The organism is Pseudomonas chlororaphis subsp. chlororaphis, from assembly GCF_003945765.1.
GTDB classification, from domain to species: Bacteria; Pseudomonadota; Gammaproteobacteria; order Pseudomonadales; family Pseudomonadaceae; genus Aquipseudomonas; species Aquipseudomonas chlororaphis.
The window spans coordinates 3,476,642-3,495,437 of sequence record NZ_CP027712.1 but is presented as its reverse complement, the minus strand read 5'-3'; the positions used below and the strand labels follow the sequence as shown (position 1 = coordinate 3,495,437).

Below are 18,796 nucleotides of genomic sequence, written 5' to 3'. Positions count from 1 at the left end.
ACGGAATTTAAAGCAAAAACGCACGTCGGGGTGGCGAGATGATACAGGTGCGGGTTCTGAATGCTTGCCGAGTGCTGCACCGGCGGGAGAAAGCGGCGGCCAGAAGGCCGCCGTAGGGTGTGGCGCGCGAAGTGCTGTGTTCAACGAATACCAGCGGCGCGCAGGGCATTGGGCGTGAATTGCTTGCGGCTGTACTGCACACCGAACTGGTAGGCGTTCGGCTGCTCGTTGTACAACGCGCTGACCGCGTAGCGCCCGGACAGTACGTCGTAATGCGTTTCGGCGCTGAACTGCGGCACCTGCTGGTCGTAGAAGAAAATGCCGTGGCCTTCAGAGACGCGCCACAGCTGTCCACGGCCGTCATAGGCATCGGCTTCGGCGGCTTGCCAGCTGTCCTCGTCGATGAACAGATCCCGGCGCGAGTAGATGTGGCGCTGACCTTCCTTGAGGGTGCCTCTAACATGCCAGACCCGGTGCAGTTCATAGCGGGCATGCTCGGGGTTGAGGTGGCCCGGCTGGATGATGTCGCTGTACTTCAGCTTGGGTGAGCCCATCTTGTAGCTGTTGTAGGGAATGTACATCTCCTTCTTGCCCACCAGTTGCCAGTCGAAGCGATCCGGCGAGCCATTGAACATGTCGAAATCATCCATGGTGCGCATGCCTTCGGCCCCGGGGCTGTCATAGGCAATCTGCGGCGCGCGGCGTACACGGCGTTGACCGGCGTTGTACTGCCAGGCCATGCGCGGTTCCTCGACCTGGTTGATGGTTTCGTGCACCAGCAGCACACCACCGGCCAGGCGCGCCGGGGAAAGGAACTCTTCGCGGTAGAAGTAGAGGATGTTGGCCATCTCCTGTGGGGCATAGTCAATCAGACCGACCGGGTAGGCCAGTTGCTGCTCGATCTGGCTCGGGGTAAAGGTGCCATTGGTCTGCGGCGACGCCTGCACCACCCTACGCTGGAAGGCCAGCCCACGGTAGCGACCGATGTGGTTCCAGATCACTTCCAGGCCATTCTGCGCCACGGCAAAAGGCAGGCCACCGCTGTGGAAGTTCTGCAAACCGTTGCCGCCTTCTGCCAGTTGAGTCTTGGCGGCATTGATGCGGCTGGTGTCGAGATAGTCCTGAGGCAGGCTGACCGAGCGCCGGGTTGGATAAACCGGGATGCGGTAGGTCTGTGGGTAGCGTTTGAACAGGGCGAGCTGGCCGGGGGTCAGCTTGTCCTGATACTGCGCGACATTGGCAGCAGTGATGGTGAACAGGGGCTGGTCTGCCGCAAAGGGGTCGCTGAGGAAGCCATTGGCGTCACGCTGGCCGGCGTTCCGACCGATGCCGCCGGTCCATGCCGGGATGCTGCCGTTGGCATTGCCGGCCTGTTCCGCACCGATTGGCGTAAGGTCCTTGCCCAGTCGAGCGATCTGCTCTGTCGGTGCGGCAGCCAGCGCCTGGTGAGTCAGCAACAAACCCAAGCACAGGCCGCCTGCACGCAAGGGTTGTAAAAGGTATGGGGAGAACGTCATGTGTATAACCCTCAGAAATTCATGCCGACGCTGAAGGCGAGGAAATCGCGGTCAGTGTTGGTGTTAAAGTCACCACCGAAGTAGTCGGTATAACTCAGGCTGGCGGTGTATTTGGACAGGTAGTCGGCATCCAGGCCGACGCTTACCGACTTGTTGCCTTCGGTGAAGGTCGGGCCATAGCCCTCGACGTCGTGAGCGAACGCCAGGTTGGGCTTGAGGTTGATGCCGGCGATGGCGTCGTTGAAATCAAGCGCGGCGCGCAGGCGGTAACCCCAGGATTTCTGGGTGAAGAAACCCTTGTCGGTGCACTGGCCGGGGTTGGCGGTATTGAGCACCGCCGTACACATGCGGTTACCGCGTACACTGCCGACGCCCGGGAGGGTGGCAACGGCAGACGAAGGCAGCGACCCCATGCCGAATACGCTGCTGCGGCCGAAACGCAGGTCGGAGCCGTCGGTCGAGCCGAGGTTGCCGATATGGCTGTAGCCGACTTCGCCGATTAGCGTCAGGCGGTCGCCTCCCAGCACCTGATCGAATGTGTGTACGGCACTGATCTGGGCCTGGGTGAAGGGCATGCGCTTGTAACCCTGTACCAGGCTGCGATAGCGGCTGTCGGCCCAGTCGGTGTCGAAGATTGCCAGGCCGTTCATCCCGCCCAGGGTGTAGAGCCGACCAACACTCGCCGATGTGGAAACATCTATGCCGTTGAGTGCCAGTGGCATGTTCGGCCGGTGGCTGATCTCGCCGGACAGCGCGGTGCCGTCGGGCGTAGTGGTGGCGAAGCTGATGCCGTAAAGATGGATATCTTCCGGATAGTCCAGGTAATAACTGGCGGTCGATGCGCCCGGTGCGCCGAGAATCGCTCCGGGGCTGCTGGCATTGCTGGCAGTCCACATGCTTTCCGGTGTGCGGCTGTGATAATTCAGGGCATAGAAACCGAACTCGGTATCGTTCAGCTCCGGCACCAGCCAGCGCAGCGCCACGCCGAACTGGCCACTGTCACGAGCGTCCCGATCCGCGCCACGGGGTACCCAGCCATAGGTGGCATCATCGCGCTTGAAGTCGCTGCCGTTGGTTGTCATCCCGTAGTTGCAGCCCTTGGGGGCGGTATCGCCGCCGAAGAAGGTGCCGCAGTTATCCAGGACTGTTTTTTCCCATTCCAGCTGGTAGAAGGCCTCCACCGACAGGTTTTCAGTCAGCCCCTGGGTGACATACAGCATATTCACCGGGATCAGTCCTTCCTTGATTTCCGAGCCAGGACGGCGCAGTGCGGCAACGTCGGCAGGGTTGATGGCATTGATGCCGTTGCCGATAAAGGTGCTCTCACCCCAGCTCACCACTTGCTTGCCGGCACGCACGCTGCCGGGCAGGTCGCCCAATAGGTAGTTGTGGTAGACGAACGCATCCAGCAACTCGACGCCCGAGGCCTGGGCGGCATTGTCGCGACCACTGTCATCGATGTCATAGAGCGGGCGATGCTCATCCTTCAGTTCAAAGTCGTACCAGTACTTGCCACGCATGAAGACGCCAGTTTCGCCGTAGCTCAGTTGCAGGTCATGCAGGCCTTTGAAGATTTTCGAAAAGGTCTCGCCTCGCTTGAAGTTGAGACGGCCGTCGTCACTGGTGCTGCTGGACGCCTTGCCACCGTTGGCTTTGCCGACGAACTTGGCGTCGGCTTTATCCATTGCCCAACTGGTACCGAAGGTCAGCGATGAGTCGAGCCGACCCTCGATTTCCCCGATGTTGAAATTAACAGCCTGTGCAGGTAGCGCTGCAAGGGTTGTAGCCAGTGCCAGAGCATGGGGGAGCATAGCCCCTGCGCCTTTTGTTGTTATGTTCATACTGCTCTCCGCCTGGGCGTGCTGTGCTAGGAAGGCCGCGGGCAGTCGCCACACGGCGCATCGCTGGGTAACTGTTGAGAACATTGCGTTGGCATCCTAGGGGACGGCTGAAATTCTGCCTTCTGAAAAAAACTTATGCCTATAGCCAAAGGTGAGGTCGGACATTCTTGATTTAGTCGACCTAAATTCAATACGTTGTTTTTGTCTATTTGGACTACCCAAGCCGTTGAGATGGCAAGGGTCTCTGGAATTCGTACACCACGATGGTGTGGAGCTGATGCTTACCTTCCGTGGAATACGCACTCAAGCAAATCAGGATGTTCAGAATGGAGCATATTTAATGGAAGGTTTAAGAGAGCTCATGCAGAAGCTCACGACCCGTCTTGATAAGCATGATGGTGAGGTCGTCGCCACACTTCAACGTGTCGCGAAGGGCGAGCTGAAGATGGTCGAGACGATTAGTCCTGAGGAGAAGGAATACGCTCGGGCGCTTTTCGGCTGGATTGCAGAAGTTGGCCCGCAAAAAGTCTGGGCGAAGATTCAGCCGGTACTGGCCGATCCTGCCACGTTAAAGGGAGGTATCGCGCTCGATGAAATACTGCCGGATCCGCATCCTGGATATTCAGTATTTCCCACTCCTCATCAACGCAAAGAACTTAAAGACTACCTTAAGGATAAACGCAACCAGGCCAGGCTTGCGGTTCTCCTGATGAGCTACATTTTCTATAAGCAGTTCCACTACCCGCAGCCAGAGACGGGTATGTATGAAATTTCGGGTAATCCATTCCAGAAGGTCAAGTGGCTCTACCGCTATTGGTTCAATCAGCTTGAGGTCGCCGAGAAAGAGTCGGGGCTGGAAGAGTTCTTCGCGTCGCAGGTTTTAAATTTCTTCAAACTGAACGACTCATCGATAGACCCTGGATTCGCGTACCCGCCTGTTCGCACTTTCTCTGTTTCATGTGCAGGCGATTTGCTCGCGGTCGATTGCCTGACGCCGGAAAACACACCGCACCTGTTCGACGACATCATTGACTTCTACAGCACCGCTGACATCGTTAGTGCCAATCTTGAGTCAACCGTTAATAAGAAAAGGCCCGTGGGGCGCGATCAGGATCCAGGTAAACCGGCCCGAATGAATACGTCCGAGGCGATGTTCCAGAAGTTCCGCGACGAAGCGAAAATCAATTTCTTCAGCACCGCAACGAACCATGCGATGGACTGGGGAGAAGAGGGCGTGCTCGCCACCCTTGAGGTTCTTAAAAAATCGGGCGCCTACTATTCCGGCACCGCCGCGAGCCAGGCCGAGCAGGATGATGTGGTCGTTGTCGAGAAGAACGGCATCAAGGTCGGCTTGCTGGCTTACACCTTTGATCTCAATGGTCACGAGGTACCCCCAGACAAGCCTTACCTCGCCAATGAGGTGCGATTCAATGATGCCCACCCAGCACCCGATTACTCACTGATCGAGAAGCAGGTAGCAGCAGCGAAAGCGAAGGGGGCGGATTGGATCATTGCCTACTGCCACTGGGGATGGGAGTTCGAGATGTATCCCCACGTCAGTATTGTTGAAGCCGCGCATAAAGTTATTGCCTGCGGTGTTGACACTATCTTCGGTAACCACCCACATGTCAGTCAGCCTGCGCAGCTTGTACCACGTCCGGGCAAACAGGATGCATTGGTTGTCTATGCTTTCGGTGATTTTGTCAGTTACCATCCAGAAAGCCGCAATTCAAAACTTGCTTACATTATAAAGTTCAACATTGGGAAAGCCCTCGGATCTACTCGCCTGTTCAACCTACGGACACTGCCTATCTATATTGTTAATGAAAGACTGGATGGCGATCGCTTCAACTGCCGAATCGTCAAGTTCTCCGATGTCCTGGAGAATCCGGATAGTTACGGCCTGACTGAACTGGAGAAGAGTCAGCTGCCACATTTACATGACAAGGTGTGGAAGGATATCCTGTCTCCGATTTCAAACATCCAGGAATGATTTGAACTGTAGGGCGTGCGGGCGCGTGTCATTCCGATAGGTGCGAACTTCCCCTATGCAAAACCACTATCTGGTCGCAATGCTGTTCACCTAAACGGTACAGCCTTGCGATTCGATGGGTCGCGGGTTTTGGATATCTTTACCGTCCTCGGCCTTGATGGTCGAGAACGGTCATCTAAGAATAGATTGGTCAGGCTAGCCTCAGCTCTATAGCTCAGGAGGCCTGATGTTGTTGGGTAATAGAGCAGGCAGGGCACTTGCGGCAGATGATTTCTCAGCGGCCGAAGCGCTTTTCGCAATTGGTGCAACTGAATGGCGCCGGGGTGTGCAGATACATCATTTAACTTATGGGCGATATTTACTGTTCATGAGTGATCGAAACCTCCAATCATTGCTAGGGTTTTTGGCGGGAGTAGGGAGCCTCATGTTCACAGATGTATGTTCATGAATGGCCGATCTAGGAAGTTGTCGACGCAAGACTGGTTAAAGCCAGGGGCAGAACAACCAAGGAATTCCGTGTTGATGCGCTAAAGGTTACTGCCCGTGCAGTAGTTGCGGGAAGCTTGACCATTCTTGACGCCAAAGCACCCACCAGAGGTGCCAAAATCAAAAAGCCAATGTACACAGGGATAACCGGAGCAAGCAGATTGATGTCGCGCACCACCGAAGATATCTGAGATCCAACCACCACAATCAGAACCGCAGCCATTGCTGGAACGGGTAGCCATGCCCACGCTGCGTTCCACCCCGCGACAATGTTCGACCGTCTAACAAACCTGCCTGGATAAAGGAGCCCACGAATGGGAAGTATGCGCACCGCGTCGGTAGTAGCCAGGATCGGCGGAGCGAGGGTGTGATGAGCTTTCACGGCCTCGACCCGTTGGGCTGCGGTCAGCTGCCCAGAGCGGTACTGGTTGAATAAGCCATAACAGATAGCCGTGCAAGCCATCGGTGTCCAGCCACGCAGGGGGCTCAACCTCACCCACATGCGCATAGTAGCTGGACCAGGGCCACGCAGCGGGTTCACCCACCATGCCTGCGCGCACCAGGCTCAGCTCCACGTAGCGGCACACCTCCAGCAGGGAAGCATCCCGGATCGACCAGAATGGCCTTGAACCGCCCCAGGAACAAATGCCCCACCTTGCCGTGCCGTCGGTTGAATACCTGCGTGTACACCCCGTTGACATACCGCAGCCCATTCATAAGCCTCAAGCGGTCGGCAAAGCCCGTTGAGAGAGTGGACATCAGAAGCAGGTTTGTCGAATCAGTGGTTTAACACGCTCATGAACATATCTGACACAGCACATGATTTAACATAATATACATTATGCGAACATATCTATGGAGGCTTGGGGGTCGGCGGTGGTCAGATGTGAGCGTCAGGAATAAAGTGGAATTTCGTCAGCTAAAAAATGTAATCCCTTGGTAAACAGCCACTTAGACGACTCTTAAAACGGCTATGCCCGGAAGTTCCCTGCGAATGTCAGGAATAAAGTGGAACGGACCACTTCCTTTTGTCTTTTTTTCCACCTTTCGAATGACAAGATTCATGGGTGGCTTTCGCATCTGGTGTCAAAATCACAGATATTTCGCCACGATTACACTTTTTAGCTGACTTTCTGGTCTGCATTGCCCAGCCTGAAACGTCGCCTAGCTGAAACCATTAGCTCGCAATTCCGCCTGGACCAAATGAAGTAACTCACTGGTCGGCAGTTCGCTCTTGAACTGATATGCCGCTGCCAACAACGTTAGAGGTTGGACACCCAAAAGCCCTGCAATTTCTTGAATCTTTTCAAGTGTTGGGGACTTCAGACCTCTTTCCAAGGTGCTCAGATAAGTCCGACTACTCACGTTCGAAAAGTCCTCCTGGGTCTTCCCCTGTTTTTTGCGAATCTGTTTGAGGGCCTGTCCGAATGCTGCACTAAGTTCCATTTGCTGTACCTGCAAAAGGAACGATGAAGCAATAATGATCACTATAGGGCTACAATCTATAGTGTTCATTTCTACTGGAGGTTGTATGTTTCTGACGCTTGAACACGCGGAGGTGCCGCTCGGAGCCTTAGTGAAAGGCGCGCATTCATGGCGTTACGTCGAGTACCTGACCTCACAGCCGTGGTTCTATGTGATGGCGCTGGAACATGTTGAAGGCATAGCTCGTCCAGCGACACTGCTGATCAAAGCTCTCGATGACTTACTGGAGCTCGAAGGCGTTGACAATGATGCTTGGGAAATCACGCGGGTGCATTTGGTTAGCCCTGGACACCTGAACGGCACAGAGGATTGGAAGATGGAACGGTTGAAGGAAATTGCAAAGATCAAAAGCAATGGTAACTCGAGTCTCCTCTACCTGCTCCATTCAGGCGTGGTTTACTTCGAAAATAGCCAAGCACGCTCGTATCTGTCCAACTCCAATAAGGTGGTGCTTTTCAGGCAAGCACCCGATAGTGGAACCTGACATGCGCTTGCTAGGCGCCCAATGAGTAAAACCGAGGGTGCAACAGCTTCAGAAAATGCACATTTCTGTAAACTGCTTAGCGGCTCTAGAATGCCTGCTACAGAAGTATTTACTGGATTCTTCTGCACATTTTTTTTCACATATTTCAAAGTCGCTTCAGCATGGCTGAGCGATCAGCTCACGTGCCTGGCGAAGGCAATTGCGCATTCCTGGGACTGTGCCAGCGGGGCTCGAACAACGCGTTGTTCCGCCTGGAGTATGGGCTCTCCCAGGGGATCGATTTCTTTGGCGATATGTTCTACCTGATCCACAACACCCGAACCGTCGGTGATGCGCTGCTCGAACTGGCCACCCTCCCCTTGGCGCTGAGCCAGCCTATAGACAATCAAGGGAAACGGAGGCTATTGCTCACCGTTGTCCAGCGGGATGCTCCAGATCACCAGCTCAAGTGCTGCGGCGATCCGAATGCGATGGTCGGCAAGTTGGACGGGCAGCAGGTCCTGAGCGCGCTCCAGCCGACGCAGCAATGTATTGCGGTGCGTACCCAGTGCTTCAGCGGTCTGGGTGATATTGCAGCCATTGGCCAGGAAGGCGTGCAACGAGCGCTGAAGAACCATGGGCTCCGTCGCCAACCGCCCCAGCGTGCTCAAGACAAACTGCCTGGCCGCACGCGCGTCCTGGGTCATCAGAGACACCATCCTCACCTGATCGATCGTGGCAACGGCGGGGGCGCCAGCCAAACGGCCCATCAATCTCTGGGTGGTCAAGGCTTCCAAGTGTGATCGACGGAAACCATTCACCCCCGCTCCCGGGGAGCCGACTGCCGCGCGTATCTTTGGAAATTGCCGAGCAACGCCTTGCAGCATGTTCAGGTCCAGCGGCTTTGCCGCGTTGCTCCAGACCCAAAGGGTGGCAGGGCCCGCGAACACGATCAGGGGCGCGACTGTGCCACTGAGATGCGCCAGAGCGCGCGCCATCTCCTCCAGCGGGCGGAGTTCTGCGTCCGGGATTTCGCTCCAGACGAGGCAGGCATGGTGCTTCTGAGAAAGGCTGTAGCCTAGTCGCTTGCCGAACTGCTCGGTATCCACATCTCTGCCGTCGAGCAACCGACTGACCAGACTGCGTTTGTCAATGTGGTCGTCATGGGCCTGGACGCTCTTTTCTTCCAGGATGATTTGGGTCACCACACGCATGTTGTTGTCGATGAACCCCGAGATCGACCGCAACGAGACTTCCAGGAACTCCTCAAGCACCACCGGATCCTGCGTCAGGCTGAACGCCATCTTCATCCACAGTTCCCAGGCTACGTTTTGTGTCGACCTTGCGACATTCATCAGCAGTTCGGATGCCCCCCTGCGGGCAAGTTCCCTGGCCGTGTCCACCATGTCTGCAGACACGTAGGGTTCCACCGGTTCTCCAGGTCGCTGTAGATTCGCGTTCGCCCAGTGCAGCAATTCTGCCCGATTGGCACGCCGGCACGCCGCCAGGATGACCGGGTCCTCCAACAGCCTCACCTCTTCCGGTGAAGAAAAAAGCGCCTGATTCATGCGCTCGATCCACTCCGGCGGTAGTGTCTGAGCGAGTTCGGCACCTTTGCGCATGAGCTCACGAACGGCTTCCGATGGGCGTGGCCAGGGGGACGGCGTACTGGTCATGGACAACCACTCAAAAAACGCAGGGAAATAGTGCAGGCGCAGGATGACTGATAGCACCCTTATGGCTTGCGCGCCACGAGCAGTTAGCCCGTTGGCGCGCACGGCAATGAGCGACCCTTCACTCCTGGTAGGGTATTACCCCACGACGTGAAAACAGCACAGGTGCTCCGTCGGCATTGAACAGCGCCGCCGTCAGCGAGACACCATCAGCGGATTGTTTCTCCTGGAAACTGTGTCCACCATCGCTGCTCTGCAGCATCAGCCCGTCCAGCCCGACCGCCAGCACTTTAGGGCCAGCTACCACTACAGAGGTGACAGAGCCTTTGCTTTGCGTCGGCAATCTGCGAAAGCCCTGTTCACTCGCAGAGCCGTGCAACAGTGTCCCACGCTGGCCACCAAGCAGCAGACTTCCATCGACCAGTACTGCGCCAGACCAAAGGGTGCCTTCGTAGCCGGTATCCAGATAACGCCAGCTTTTTCCATGGTCTTCGGAGTGCAACACTTGCCCATGCTCGGCTGTGGCGTAAAGCGTGCCGCGGCTGTCGGCAAAAAGCCCCATCAGGTTGAGGTCGGCCCTCTTGGCGCCTGGTGGTGCCTGCAACGGCTGCTCCGTCCACGTCTTCCCACCATCCTCGGTAGTCAGCACCAAAGACCAGAGCCCTACCGCAACGCCCTGCTGGGCATTGAAAAAGTGCACTGCAAACAGGGGCCGATCCTCGGCGCTGGACAGGCGCTGGATCTGCCAGGACTCACCACCATCCATGGTGGACAGGATCGCTCCCCAGTGGCCAACCGCCCAACCGCGCTTGGCATCCACGAAAGACACCCCCGTCAGTGGTGTGGACAGCGGTACCGAGCTCGCCTGGTGGAAACGCTTGCCGTGATCATCGGACAACAACACGACGCCGTGATCGCCGACAGCAACCACGCGCTCGCCCGCCCAAACGGCGTCCAGCATGGTGGCCTGCGTGGCATTGCGCGACTGGACAGCCGGCATTGCCTCTAACGGCGCGGCCTGGAGAGACATCAGCGGCAACGCGGTGGCGAGCAAAACCGCCGTTAATGAAAGCATGTATCGCATCGTTCTCTCCTCAGTGCGCTAGCGCGCCGATCATGCGCACGGGGCGCCTACGCGGGAACACCCGCTCCAGCCAGACGGCGAAGGCCGGCAGCACGGTCATGGCCATGACCATATTGACGATGAACATAAAGGCCAGCAGCTTGCCCATGTCAGCCTGGAACTTCAGCTCGGAGAACGCCCAAGTGGCGACGCCAACTGCCAGGGTGATCGCGGTGAAGATGGTGGCGACGCCCACCTCGAGCAGCGCGTACTCGACCGCCTTGGTGATCGACTGGCCATGGGCCTGATGCAGTTGCAGACGGTTGTAGATGTAGAAGGCGTAGTCGACGCCGATACCCACTGCCAGCACCATCACCGGCAAGGTGGCGATAGTCAGGCCGATCTGTAGCTCCTTCATGAACCAGTAGCCAATGAAGGTGCCTATGGTCAGAGGCAGACAACACACCAACACCGCTCGCCAGTCGCGATAGACAACGAACACCAGCAAGGCGATGGCGGCATAGACGTACAGCAGCATGGGTGTTTCGCTTTTCTCCACCTCTTCGTTGATGGCTGCCAGGACACCGGCGTTGCCTGAAGCGAGGCGAACCGAAATGCCTGGCATCGGATACTCGCTTCGGAAAGCCTTGGCGGCTTCCACCACCCTATTGATCGTCGTGGCTTTGTGATCTGCCAGATACAGGTGCACGGCAGACATACTGCAGTCGGTACGAACCAGCCCGGGCGTGCGCGCAACCTCAGTGGCCAGCGCGGCGTAGTTCATCGGATCGATGGGAACCGCAGCCATCTTCGGATTGCCTTCGTTGTACCCCTCGTTGAATTGGCGCATGTTGGTGGAGAAGGAAGCGACCGACAGTACGTCAGGCACCCCCTGCATGGCCCACACGAAGCGATCCTGGTATTGACCCAGAGCGACATCCTCGCAGGCCACTTGAGTGTCTTCGCCAGACGTATCCCAATTGACTTCGAAAACCACGCTGAGCCAGTCCAGACCGATGTCGTAGTTGCTGGCGATGGAGACTGCATCGCGATTGAAACGCGAGTCCTCGCGCAACTCTGGCGCACCCGCCTGCAGTGTGCCAACGATACGGTCATGGCTTTGCCAGATCGCGACCAGAAAGACTGCCAAGGCAACGCCAAGCACCCACTGCGCCTTGCGCGGCTCGGCGAGCCGAGCAAGGCCTCGTAGCCAGCGGGACCGGCGCTGCCGGGAGACTTCCTGCGCCGCAGCGTACTTGTCATCGACGTGCAGCAAAGACGCCATCAACGGCAACATCACCAGATTGGTGACGATCTTGTAGGCCACGCCAAGTGATGCCGTGATAGCCAGCTCCCGCACCATCGGGATGGGGATCAAGAGCAGCGTTACAAAAGAAACCAATGCGGTCACCAATGCCAGGGTCCCAGGGATCAGCAACCCCGTGAAGCTTGAGCGCGCCGCCTCTTCGGCGCGCTTGCCAATCGCGATTTCACGGACGATGAAGTTGATTTGCTGCACGCCATGGGAGACCCCGATGGCGAATACCAGAAAGGGCACCAGGACCGCCAGCGGGTCGAGGCCGTACCCCAGCAGGCGCAGGCTGCCGAACTGCCATACCAGCGAGGCCAGCGAACAGACCAGCGCCAGCAGCGTGAAGCGCAGCGAGTGGCAGTACCAGTACACCGCCCCCGCCGTTAGCAACAAGGCCAGCAAACAGAACTCCAGCACTGCTGAAGCCCCGTCAGCGATGTCGCCGATCTGCTTGGCGAAACCGATAATCTGGATTTCGAAAGCGCCATCCTCGAATTGCTGGCGGATCTCATTCTCCAGCCGATGGTTGAACGCGACATAGTCCAGATGGGCCCCGTTGGCATCGAACTCATTGAGTTCCGCGGTGATCATCGCACTGCTCTGGTCACGGGAGACCAGCGTGCCAATGAAACCTCCCTGCGCAGTGGAGTTGGAGATCTTCGCGATGTTCTCGTCATCCAAGTGCTCGGGAGAAACCGTCCCTGGTACCAGCGGATCGGCGCGAAAACCTTCTTCAGTGATCTCGTTGACGAAGGCATTGGGCGTCCACAACGAACGCACACTGCTGCGCGATACCCCCGGGAAAAAGGTCACCGCCTGGGTAACGTCATAGAGCCGCTTCAGGCCTGGGGCGCTCCAGATATCGCCATTTCGTGCCCTGACCACGATGGTCAGCCGGTTTGCCCCCAGCAGATCATTGCGGTACGCCTCGAATGTCTTGATGTATTCGTGGCCTATCGGCAATTGCTTTTCGAAACCGGCATCCATACGCAGTTGCACGGCGAACCAGCCCATGATCAGGGTGAAAACGGCCAGGCTCGCCAGCACCAGCCGACGATGACAGAACAAGACGCCCTCAACGCGTGACAGCACGCCACGTGCCCGGATTTCAGATAGTTTTACAGAACCGTTCACGGCAGGCCTCACAAGGTGCGGGAGATCGCGACACCGACATAGTCGCGGTCACGGTACAGCTGATCGTAAGGGGTCTCGCCCCCCATGAACTTCGCGTAGTTGAGGGAAATCTGCCAACTGGCCGGGTTTCGCACGAAGTTCAGGTAGAGGTTCATACTGCTCGCGTCTTCGGTGAAGGTTGCGCTGAGGTTCGGTGTTCTTCCCCCCAGCGAGCGCGAGTAGAAGACGCCTGGGGTGACCTGCCATCCCGGCAGCAAGGTACCGTCATAGGTCAGGCTGAAGTCCAGATTGATACCCGACGAGGTCTTGTCGCCATGGGCCTTCGGCGCTGTCGCGGGGTCCAGCTGCCAGGTATTCAGGCCGGCCGCGATCGGCTCGCCATTGACCTCGTCATGCAGCCCCGGGTATTTGATGACCACCAACTCAGTCAGCAAGGTGCCCGTGCTGGCCCCGGTGAAATCGAGCAGCGTCGGGGAGTTGGAAGGCGTAAAGCTATACAGGCCGGTCAGGTGCCACTGGAATTTCTTCTCGTCCTTCCAGCATTTGCCGCCATTGCTCGAACACAGATCGATGACCGGGTTTAGCGCGACCGAGTCCTTCGGTCGGTACGACAGCTCTGTCCCTACTGCCCAGTCGCCAATCGGCATGTTGGCGCTGACGCCATACATCATCCGATCTTCCTGATAGCGCCAGGTCGGTGCTGCCGCGAAGGTGTTCGGGTCAAGAATGTCTACCTGCAATGACGGCAACTTGTCGTGATAACGCATCACGTAGAGGCCATAGTTGATGTCGCTGTCCTCCGGTTGCCAACGCAGCGAAACACCCCACTGGCCGCTGTCGCGGGCATCCTTTTCGGAGAACCCGTAGGCCCCCCTGCCCTCACCGAGGCCATTGGTGGTGGACCAGTAGCTCCCTACCGGTGGCATTTCACTCTTGTTCCATCGGAACTGATAGTAAGCCTCGATATTCACCCCGGAGCCCAGGCCCGATGCAACGCTGAGAATCGGCGCCGGCAGCACGGCCTCCTTGAGCTGTACGCCGGGACGGGCCAGGGCTTGATAGTCGTAGGCATTGGTATTGTTGATACCACCGGCCACGAACAGGCTTTCGCCCCAGTTGATCACTTGATTACCCAAGCGAGCCCGGACCCGCTGCCCGCCGACATCGAAGCCTTTGCTCACCCACAGATCGAGCAGGCGCGCCTTGAAGGCGAGGTCGTCGCGGGCGTCGTCGCTGAGGCCGTTGCTGCCGACACTCTCGGGCGTGTTGAACGACAGCGTGCCCGTGGTATCGGTGGCGGCAAAGTCGCGGATCCAGGTGCCGCGCGCCATGAAGGTGAGGTCCTCGGGCATCTTCAGCAACAGCTCGTGCGTACCTTTGAGGTAGTTGGTGAAGAGATCGCCCCGGTCGTAGTTCAGGTCGCCCTGGTCAGCCACGCCCGAGGTCTGCGCCAGGCAGCCAGAGGGCACGTTGTGCCCGCTGGGCCCCTGGTTGATCAGGTTGCAGCCCCGCGACTCCGTACGCACGCCCATGCCTGCGGTGATCGTGGAGTCGAACGAGCCACGGATAGTTTCGGTTTCAAATGTGAACCCCATTGCCAATGGGGTTGCGCACGCGATGACAAAGCCTGACGTTTTGGTAATTATTTTTTTCATGCTGGCTCTCGATCTGACGTCGTGTTAGCGCTCGCTGATGGCTCGCAGGTTATCGGAGGTGAAGAAGTCGCGTTTCAGGCGGGGGTTGCCACCTTCGTCGGTGATCCAGCGAATATCGTTCTTGCCCGCGCCGATCGAGGTCATGTCGAAGAGATAACGCGCATCGGCCAGGTTGTACTGGACCTGGGCTTCCACGTCGCAAGCGCCCGTCTCGTACACGGGAATCGAGAGCCCTTCGCGCACCTTCCAGATCTGCCCTTGCTTGTCATAGTCAACGGCCATCAAGGCGTTCCAGCTGTCCTCGTCGATGTAGAACAGGCGCTTTGGTGCCTGGTGGCGCATGCCTTGGCGGACATTGGCCTCGACCACCCAGACGCGATGCAGCTCATAGCGACGCGACTGCGGCGCAACCGAGTCGTTGCCGGCAAAATCCTCTGCTTTGGCGGACGTGTCATAGGCGCCAAAAACGTTGTAAGGCACCAGCAGTTCCTGCTTGCCAAGCAGTTTCCAGTCGAAGCGGTCCATGGCCCCAAAGAACACGTTCGCTTCATCGACGGTGTATTGGTTGTCCAGGCCAATCTGCGGCGCGTCGTAGGAATAGGACGGCATGCGGCGCACGCGACGCTGGCCGGGGAAGTAGTAGAAGGTCGTGGCCTGTTCGCCGGCCACGGCAGTCTGCACCGCGGCCTGACCGGCCAGGGCGGCGGGCTCCTGGTAGTTGAAGAAGGTGGCGTTTTCCAGGCGACCGACGGATGAGAAGAGCGCACTGCCCTTTTTGCCCCATGGTGTGAAGAAGACCGTGTCTGTCGACTGGCGTAACCATTCCCCACCCTTGCGCGGCGAAATCCCGGAAATGCTCCGGGGCAGTTCGACGCCCACCCCGCGATAGCGCATCTTCATGTTCCACATCACCTCGGCACCGGTGCTGGGCATGGGGAACGGGATACCCGGAACATGCGCTTCCTCGAGGGCGACACCGGCAGCATCAAGCTTGGCGAAGCCAACGTTCTGCTTGGTGTTCTCGGCCACGAAGTCTGGAGCGCCGCAGGTACGACGGGTCGGATAGACATCCATGCGATAGCCTGGAACTTTCTTGAACAGTTCAAGCTGGCCGGGGGACAGCTTGCTCGCATGCTGCGCCACATTGTTCGAGTCGATGCTGTAGAGGGGTTTATCGCCCTTGAACTTCCAGTGCTCCCCGCGGACCTGGCCGTAACTCCATCCCGCCCCCTGCTGCCCAGGTTGCGTCCAGGCCGGAATGTCCCCGCCGGAACTTGCGGCGATCTCTCCCCCCAGGGGAGTCAGCTTCGAACCCAGCGCCTCAGGCCCCATGGTCGCAGCCTGGACCGAGAAAATCGCAGTCGATGCCGCAATAGTCACCAGCAGCTGCCTGATAACACGGCGGGTGGATACGTTACCTTCCAGCCGTTCAGTCACATCTTTCATTGGAGGATCCTCAAACAAAGGGCTTTGATCGATGGCAGGGCCTTCCAGACGGAAAAATCGGTTCCTGCCACACATTCGATCATCTGACATGGTCAATTGACCATGTCAGATGATCATGAGGCAAGCCATATGCCAGAATCCAAAATCTAATTATTTCTTTATAAAAAACAAACAGTTACAGTCTGCCGGAGATCTGCGTATGTCGACCTACTGCCCCATAATGGGAATTAAGGAAACACCTGTTACCAAGAAGTGCTTGGTCATGGGGCAAAAGAGCCAGCCTGAGTGTGCGTCGTAACTTGGCGAAAACTGCCTTTGCCAGTTTGGATAGCCAGGGTTCCTACCCTCGTTACTTGCACAACGGACATTGCTTGGTTCTAACAGCAGAGGCTGTGTAGATCTGCTCGCTAACAACAAAAAAAAGCCGCCCAGGAGGGCGGCAAAGAAGCAGGCCTACGGCCAGCCATGGAGTAGTAGATTATTCCTGATACGAAAACATGGAGTATTCGAAACAGCACGCCTTACAGGAACGGAACAGCTCGCTACGCAGTGCAGACTTACCTGGAATGAAGAAGCGAGTAAGAAGAATCTTTCCTCGAACGTTCCAGCGCACCATAGGCGTAATACAGCTGCACAATCGAATATGACCAAGCCAGGAAGGCGCAGGTCATGAAGATCATTTTTGTGTCATCGCCCGGAATCGGGAAGAAGTCGTACCGAAGTGCCACGGTCAGCCCCGCCGCCCCGCCCAGGACAGTAGCCAGTGCGTGGAATACCTCTCCGGCACGTGCCAATCGCCAGGTAAAGTAGCAAAGGTACAACGTGTAGATTGACCACATGAGCATATAGAAGTAAGGCAGCGACTCCTTAACGATGCCGGATAGAAAGTAGACACCTGTAGCGGCAAAACCCGCCACGAACAGGCTGATGTCTTTCGCGAGAGATGGCTTGTAATTGTGCGTAACCGCCATCAACCCAAGCGTCGCGATAATAGGCACGCCAACTCCTCGTGAAAAGGCGTCGAGAAAGATCGCGACGTTGTAATTGGCTTGCCAGCCCGTGGCTATAAACGTAGTGAAGTTCGACGCGGAGATCCCCACAATCAAGAACTCCAGGCCGAGCAAATAATTATTCCGCCGGATGAATGCCACGCCATAACTTAGCCCGCAAATCACCAGCAGAATGCATGAGACCAGTGCAAATATATCTATCAGTTCCACGATAACAGCCTCTTTAAATAGTGTCGCGCCGATGCCTCGCCTCTGCCCATGCGTCGGGGCAACAATAGGGCGCCATTAATGTCCCCCCGCATTGTTCTCAGCCTTTCAAAGCGTTGTCTTTACGCACTTTGTTGTCGGTCCAGGCATCAAGTAGCTTGGCCGCTGCAAAAGCGGACTGTATAGCGCACCATTGAAATGGCTCAGGCAGCATGGAGGGGGTCTTGTGCTGCAGCGCCGCTAGAAGTGGAGGCTCTTTGCCGTTGATCCGCCCGGCGAAAAGCGCCCCCATGAGCGATTGAGTAGCCAGGCCATGGCCCGAACAACCCGCGGTATAGAAAATATTCTGTTTCGCACCCATTGCACCGATGACGGGTAGGAAGTCGTAAGCCCCACTGATGTATCCGCTCCAGCAGTGCTGAATGCCAAGACCTTGCAACGAGGGATAGCGCTCGCGCAGTACCCGGGCCAATGCGGTATAGGCGCGATAATCCGGGACATTGGGGGTCTTCGAGCCGTAGGCATAGCCCAACTCTTTCACCGTTAACACCATGGTGTCATGGGCCGTCAGGCGGTGGCTCTCCATCGTGTAGTGCGGCGTGATGAGCCCTTCCCGCCCTTTCCAACCCAGGGACGCCAGTTGCTCCGCCGACAGCGGCTGGGTTTCGATTGCCGAAACGCGGATCGGCGCAACCTTGTTACGTAGCACCCCCAACTGAGGCGTATAGGCGTTGGTTGCCAGCACCATTACCGGTGCGGTTGCGCTACCGAGAGCGGTCTTGCAGGTGATGACCGACCCTTCACTGTAGGAAAGCAACGGGGTGCGTTCGTAAAGTTTTACCCCCGCCAGGATTGCCGCGCGACGCAGGCCGCTGACGTACTTCCCAGGATTCAAGGTGCCACCGCGCTGCTCGCTGCCAAACAGGAATGCCGGCGGGATTCCCCGCACGCGCATCTCGGCACTATCCACAAAGCGGGTCACAGAGCCCAACTTATGCCCCAGCTCCATATTCGCGCGCAGCCGCTTTTCCTGGCTAGGATGAACAGCAGCCCGGATAACCCCCGAGGGATTGTAATCACAGTCGATACCCAAGGCCGTCAAACGCTCTTCCACGTAAGTGACGGCCTCGTCGTAGAAACTGACGAAGCTCTTTGCCTGCTCCATCCCCACCCGCTTGACGAAGACGTCGCACTCGATACCCATGCTGCCGAGCAGATAGCCCGCATTGCGCCCACTGGCACCGAAGCCGGCGAACTCCTGCTCCAGGACAATGACTTTCGCCCCAAGAGCCGTAAGCTCGAGCGCGGTTGACAGGCCGGCAAAACCACCTCCGACCACGATCACATCGGCGTGCTCATGGCCTTTGAGTTCCGGCTGCAGGTCGACCGGCCGCTCCACCCACCCGCCAAGATTGCGAAATCTCAGGGTTTCAGAACCGTTACGGGCCTCTGTATTCGAAGCTTTCATTCGCTTCACTCCTACGTGCACTCAGTCAATATTTGCGTGCACG

Annotated in this window: 12 protein-coding genes and 1 pseudogene; 2 read left to right on the top strand and 11 right to left on the bottom strand. The window is 57.4% G+C overall.

The genetic code is table 11. The annotated features are described in order from the left end of the window. Window positions 1-140 precede the first annotated feature (140 nt). Together C4K27_RS16005 and C4K27_RS16000 are read right to left on the bottom strand one after the other, a co-directional pair. Window positions 141-1,517 (bottom strand): DUF1329 domain-containing protein, encoded by a 1,377-nt coding sequence (locus tag C4K27_RS16005; RefSeq protein WP_053261211.1) that lies wholly within the window; start codon window positions 1,515-1,517, stop codon window positions 141-143. An 11-nt stretch (window positions 1,518-1,528) separates the two neighbouring features. Continuing rightward, window positions 1,529-3,358, bottom strand: coding sequence for a DUF1302 domain-containing protein (locus C4K27_RS16000; protein ID WP_053261210.1), 1,830 nt, complete (start codon window positions 3,356-3,358; stop codon window positions 1,529-1,531). Window positions 3,359-3,719: 361 nt separating this feature from the next. On the opposite strand from C4K27_RS16000, the gene C4K27_RS15995 reads away from it, so the two are divergent. Beyond that, entirely contained in the window at window positions 3,720-5,351 is a 1,632-nt protein-coding gene (locus C4K27_RS15995) for a CapA family protein (protein WP_238437351.1), read from the top strand. Between the two features lie 484 nt (window positions 5,352-5,835). Here C4K27_RS15995 and C4K27_RS31480 read toward each other — a convergent pair. Further along, window positions 5,836-6,120: pseudogene (locus C4K27_RS31480) on the bottom strand (arsenic resistance protein); the annotation flags it as partial. A gap of 881 nt (window positions 6,121-7,001) precedes the next feature. Beyond that, the gene (locus C4K27_RS15980) at window positions 7,002-7,283 is read right to left on the bottom strand and encodes a helix-turn-helix domain-containing protein (protein WP_053261595.1); all 282 of its coding nucleotides are present in this window, start codon (window positions 7,281-7,283) and stop codon (window positions 7,002-7,004) included. An 85-nt stretch (window positions 7,284-7,368) separates the two neighbouring features. On the opposite strand from C4K27_RS15980, the gene C4K27_RS15975 reads away from it, so the two are divergent. Next, window positions 7,369-7,806 (top strand): hypothetical protein, encoded by a 438-nt coding sequence (locus C4K27_RS15975; RefSeq protein WP_053261208.1) that lies wholly within the window; start codon window positions 7,369-7,371, stop codon window positions 7,804-7,806. A gap of 401 nt (window positions 7,807-8,207) precedes the next feature. Here C4K27_RS15975 and C4K27_RS15965 read toward each other — a convergent pair whose 3' ends face one another. The 7 genes from C4K27_RS15965 to C4K27_RS15935 all read right to left on the bottom strand — a co-directional run bounded on the left by C4K27_RS15965 (window position 8,208) and on the right by C4K27_RS15935 (window position 18,753). Continuing rightward, complete coding sequence (locus C4K27_RS15965; RefSeq protein ID WP_238437350.1) at window positions 8,208-9,353, bottom strand: PucR family transcriptional regulator; 1,146 nt, start codon at window positions 9,351-9,353, stop codon at window positions 8,208-8,210. Between the two features lie 226 nt (window positions 9,354-9,579). Beyond that, window positions 9,580-10,542 (bottom strand): WD40/YVTN/BNR-like repeat-containing protein, encoded by a 963-nt coding sequence (locus tag C4K27_RS15960; RefSeq protein ID WP_053261206.1) that lies wholly within the window; start codon window positions 10,540-10,542, stop codon window positions 9,580-9,582. A gap of 10 nt (window positions 10,543-10,552) precedes the next feature. Next, complete coding sequence (locus C4K27_RS15955) at window positions 10,553-12,967, bottom strand: efflux RND transporter permease subunit (RefSeq protein ID WP_053261205.1); 2,415 nt, start codon at window positions 12,965-12,967, stop codon at window positions 10,553-10,555. An 8-nt stretch (window positions 12,968-12,975) separates the two neighbouring features. After that, window positions 12,976-14,622, bottom strand: a complete 1,647-nt coding sequence (locus C4K27_RS15950) for a DUF1302 domain-containing protein (protein ID WP_307669808.1) — start codon at window positions 14,620-14,622, stop codon at window positions 12,976-12,978. A gap of 24 nt (window positions 14,623-14,646) precedes the next feature. Next, entirely contained in the window at window positions 14,647-16,068 is a 1,422-nt protein-coding gene (locus C4K27_RS15945) for a DUF1329 domain-containing protein (protein WP_053261203.1), read from the bottom strand. A gap of 557 nt (window positions 16,069-16,625) precedes the next feature. Beyond that, entirely contained in the window at window positions 16,626-17,273 is a 648-nt protein-coding gene (locus C4K27_RS15940) for a hypothetical protein (RefSeq protein WP_053261593.1), read from the bottom strand. A gap of 112 nt (window positions 17,274-17,385) precedes the next feature. Further along, on the bottom strand, window positions 17,386-18,753 hold the full coding sequence (locus C4K27_RS15935) for an NAD(P)/FAD-dependent oxidoreductase (protein WP_053261202.1): 1,368 nt from the start codon (window positions 18,751-18,753) through the stop codon (window positions 17,386-17,388). Window positions 18,754-18,796 lie beyond the last annotated feature (43 nt).

What these genes read in the sequence shown, in the direction of transcription:
- C4K27_RS15935 (WP_053261202.1), bottom strand. Translation starts at nt 18,753, where the DNA reads ATGAAAGCTTCGAATACAGAGGCCCGTAACGGTTCTGAAACCCTGAGA.
- C4K27_RS16000 (WP_053261210.1), bottom strand. Translation starts at nt 3,358, where the DNA reads ATGAACATAACAACAAAAGGCGCAGGGGCTATGCTCCCCCATGCTCTG.
- C4K27_RS15975 (WP_053261208.1), top strand. Translation starts at nt 7,369, where the DNA reads ATGTTTCTGACGCTTGAACACGCGGAGGTGCCGCTCGGAGCCTTAGTG.
- C4K27_RS15950 (WP_307669808.1), bottom strand. Translation starts at nt 14,622, where the DNA reads ATGAAAAAAATAATTACCAAAACGTCAGGCTTTGTCATCGCGTGCGCA.
- C4K27_RS16005 (WP_053261211.1), bottom strand. Translation starts at nt 1,517, where the DNA reads ATGACGTTCTCCCCATACCTTTTACAACCCTTGCGTGCAGGCGGCCTG.
- C4K27_RS15980 (WP_053261595.1), bottom strand. Translation starts at nt 7,283, where the DNA reads ATGGAACTTAGTGCAGCATTCGGACAGGCCCTCAAACAGATTCGCAAA.
- C4K27_RS15995 (WP_238437351.1), top strand. Translation starts at nt 3,720, where the DNA reads ATGCAGAAGCTCACGACCCGTCTTGATAAGCATGATGGTGAGGTCGTC.
- C4K27_RS15945 (WP_053261203.1), bottom strand. Translation starts at nt 16,068, where the DNA reads ATGAAAGATGTGACTGAACGGCTGGAAGGTAACGTATCCACCCGCCGT.
- C4K27_RS15960 (WP_053261206.1), bottom strand. Translation starts at nt 10,542, where the DNA reads ATGCGATACATGCTTTCATTAACGGCGGTTTTGCTCGCCACCGCGTTG.
- C4K27_RS15965 (WP_238437350.1), bottom strand. Translation starts at nt 9,353, where the DNA reads ATGAATCAGGCGCTTTTTTCTTCACCGGAAGAGGTGAGGCTGTTGGAG.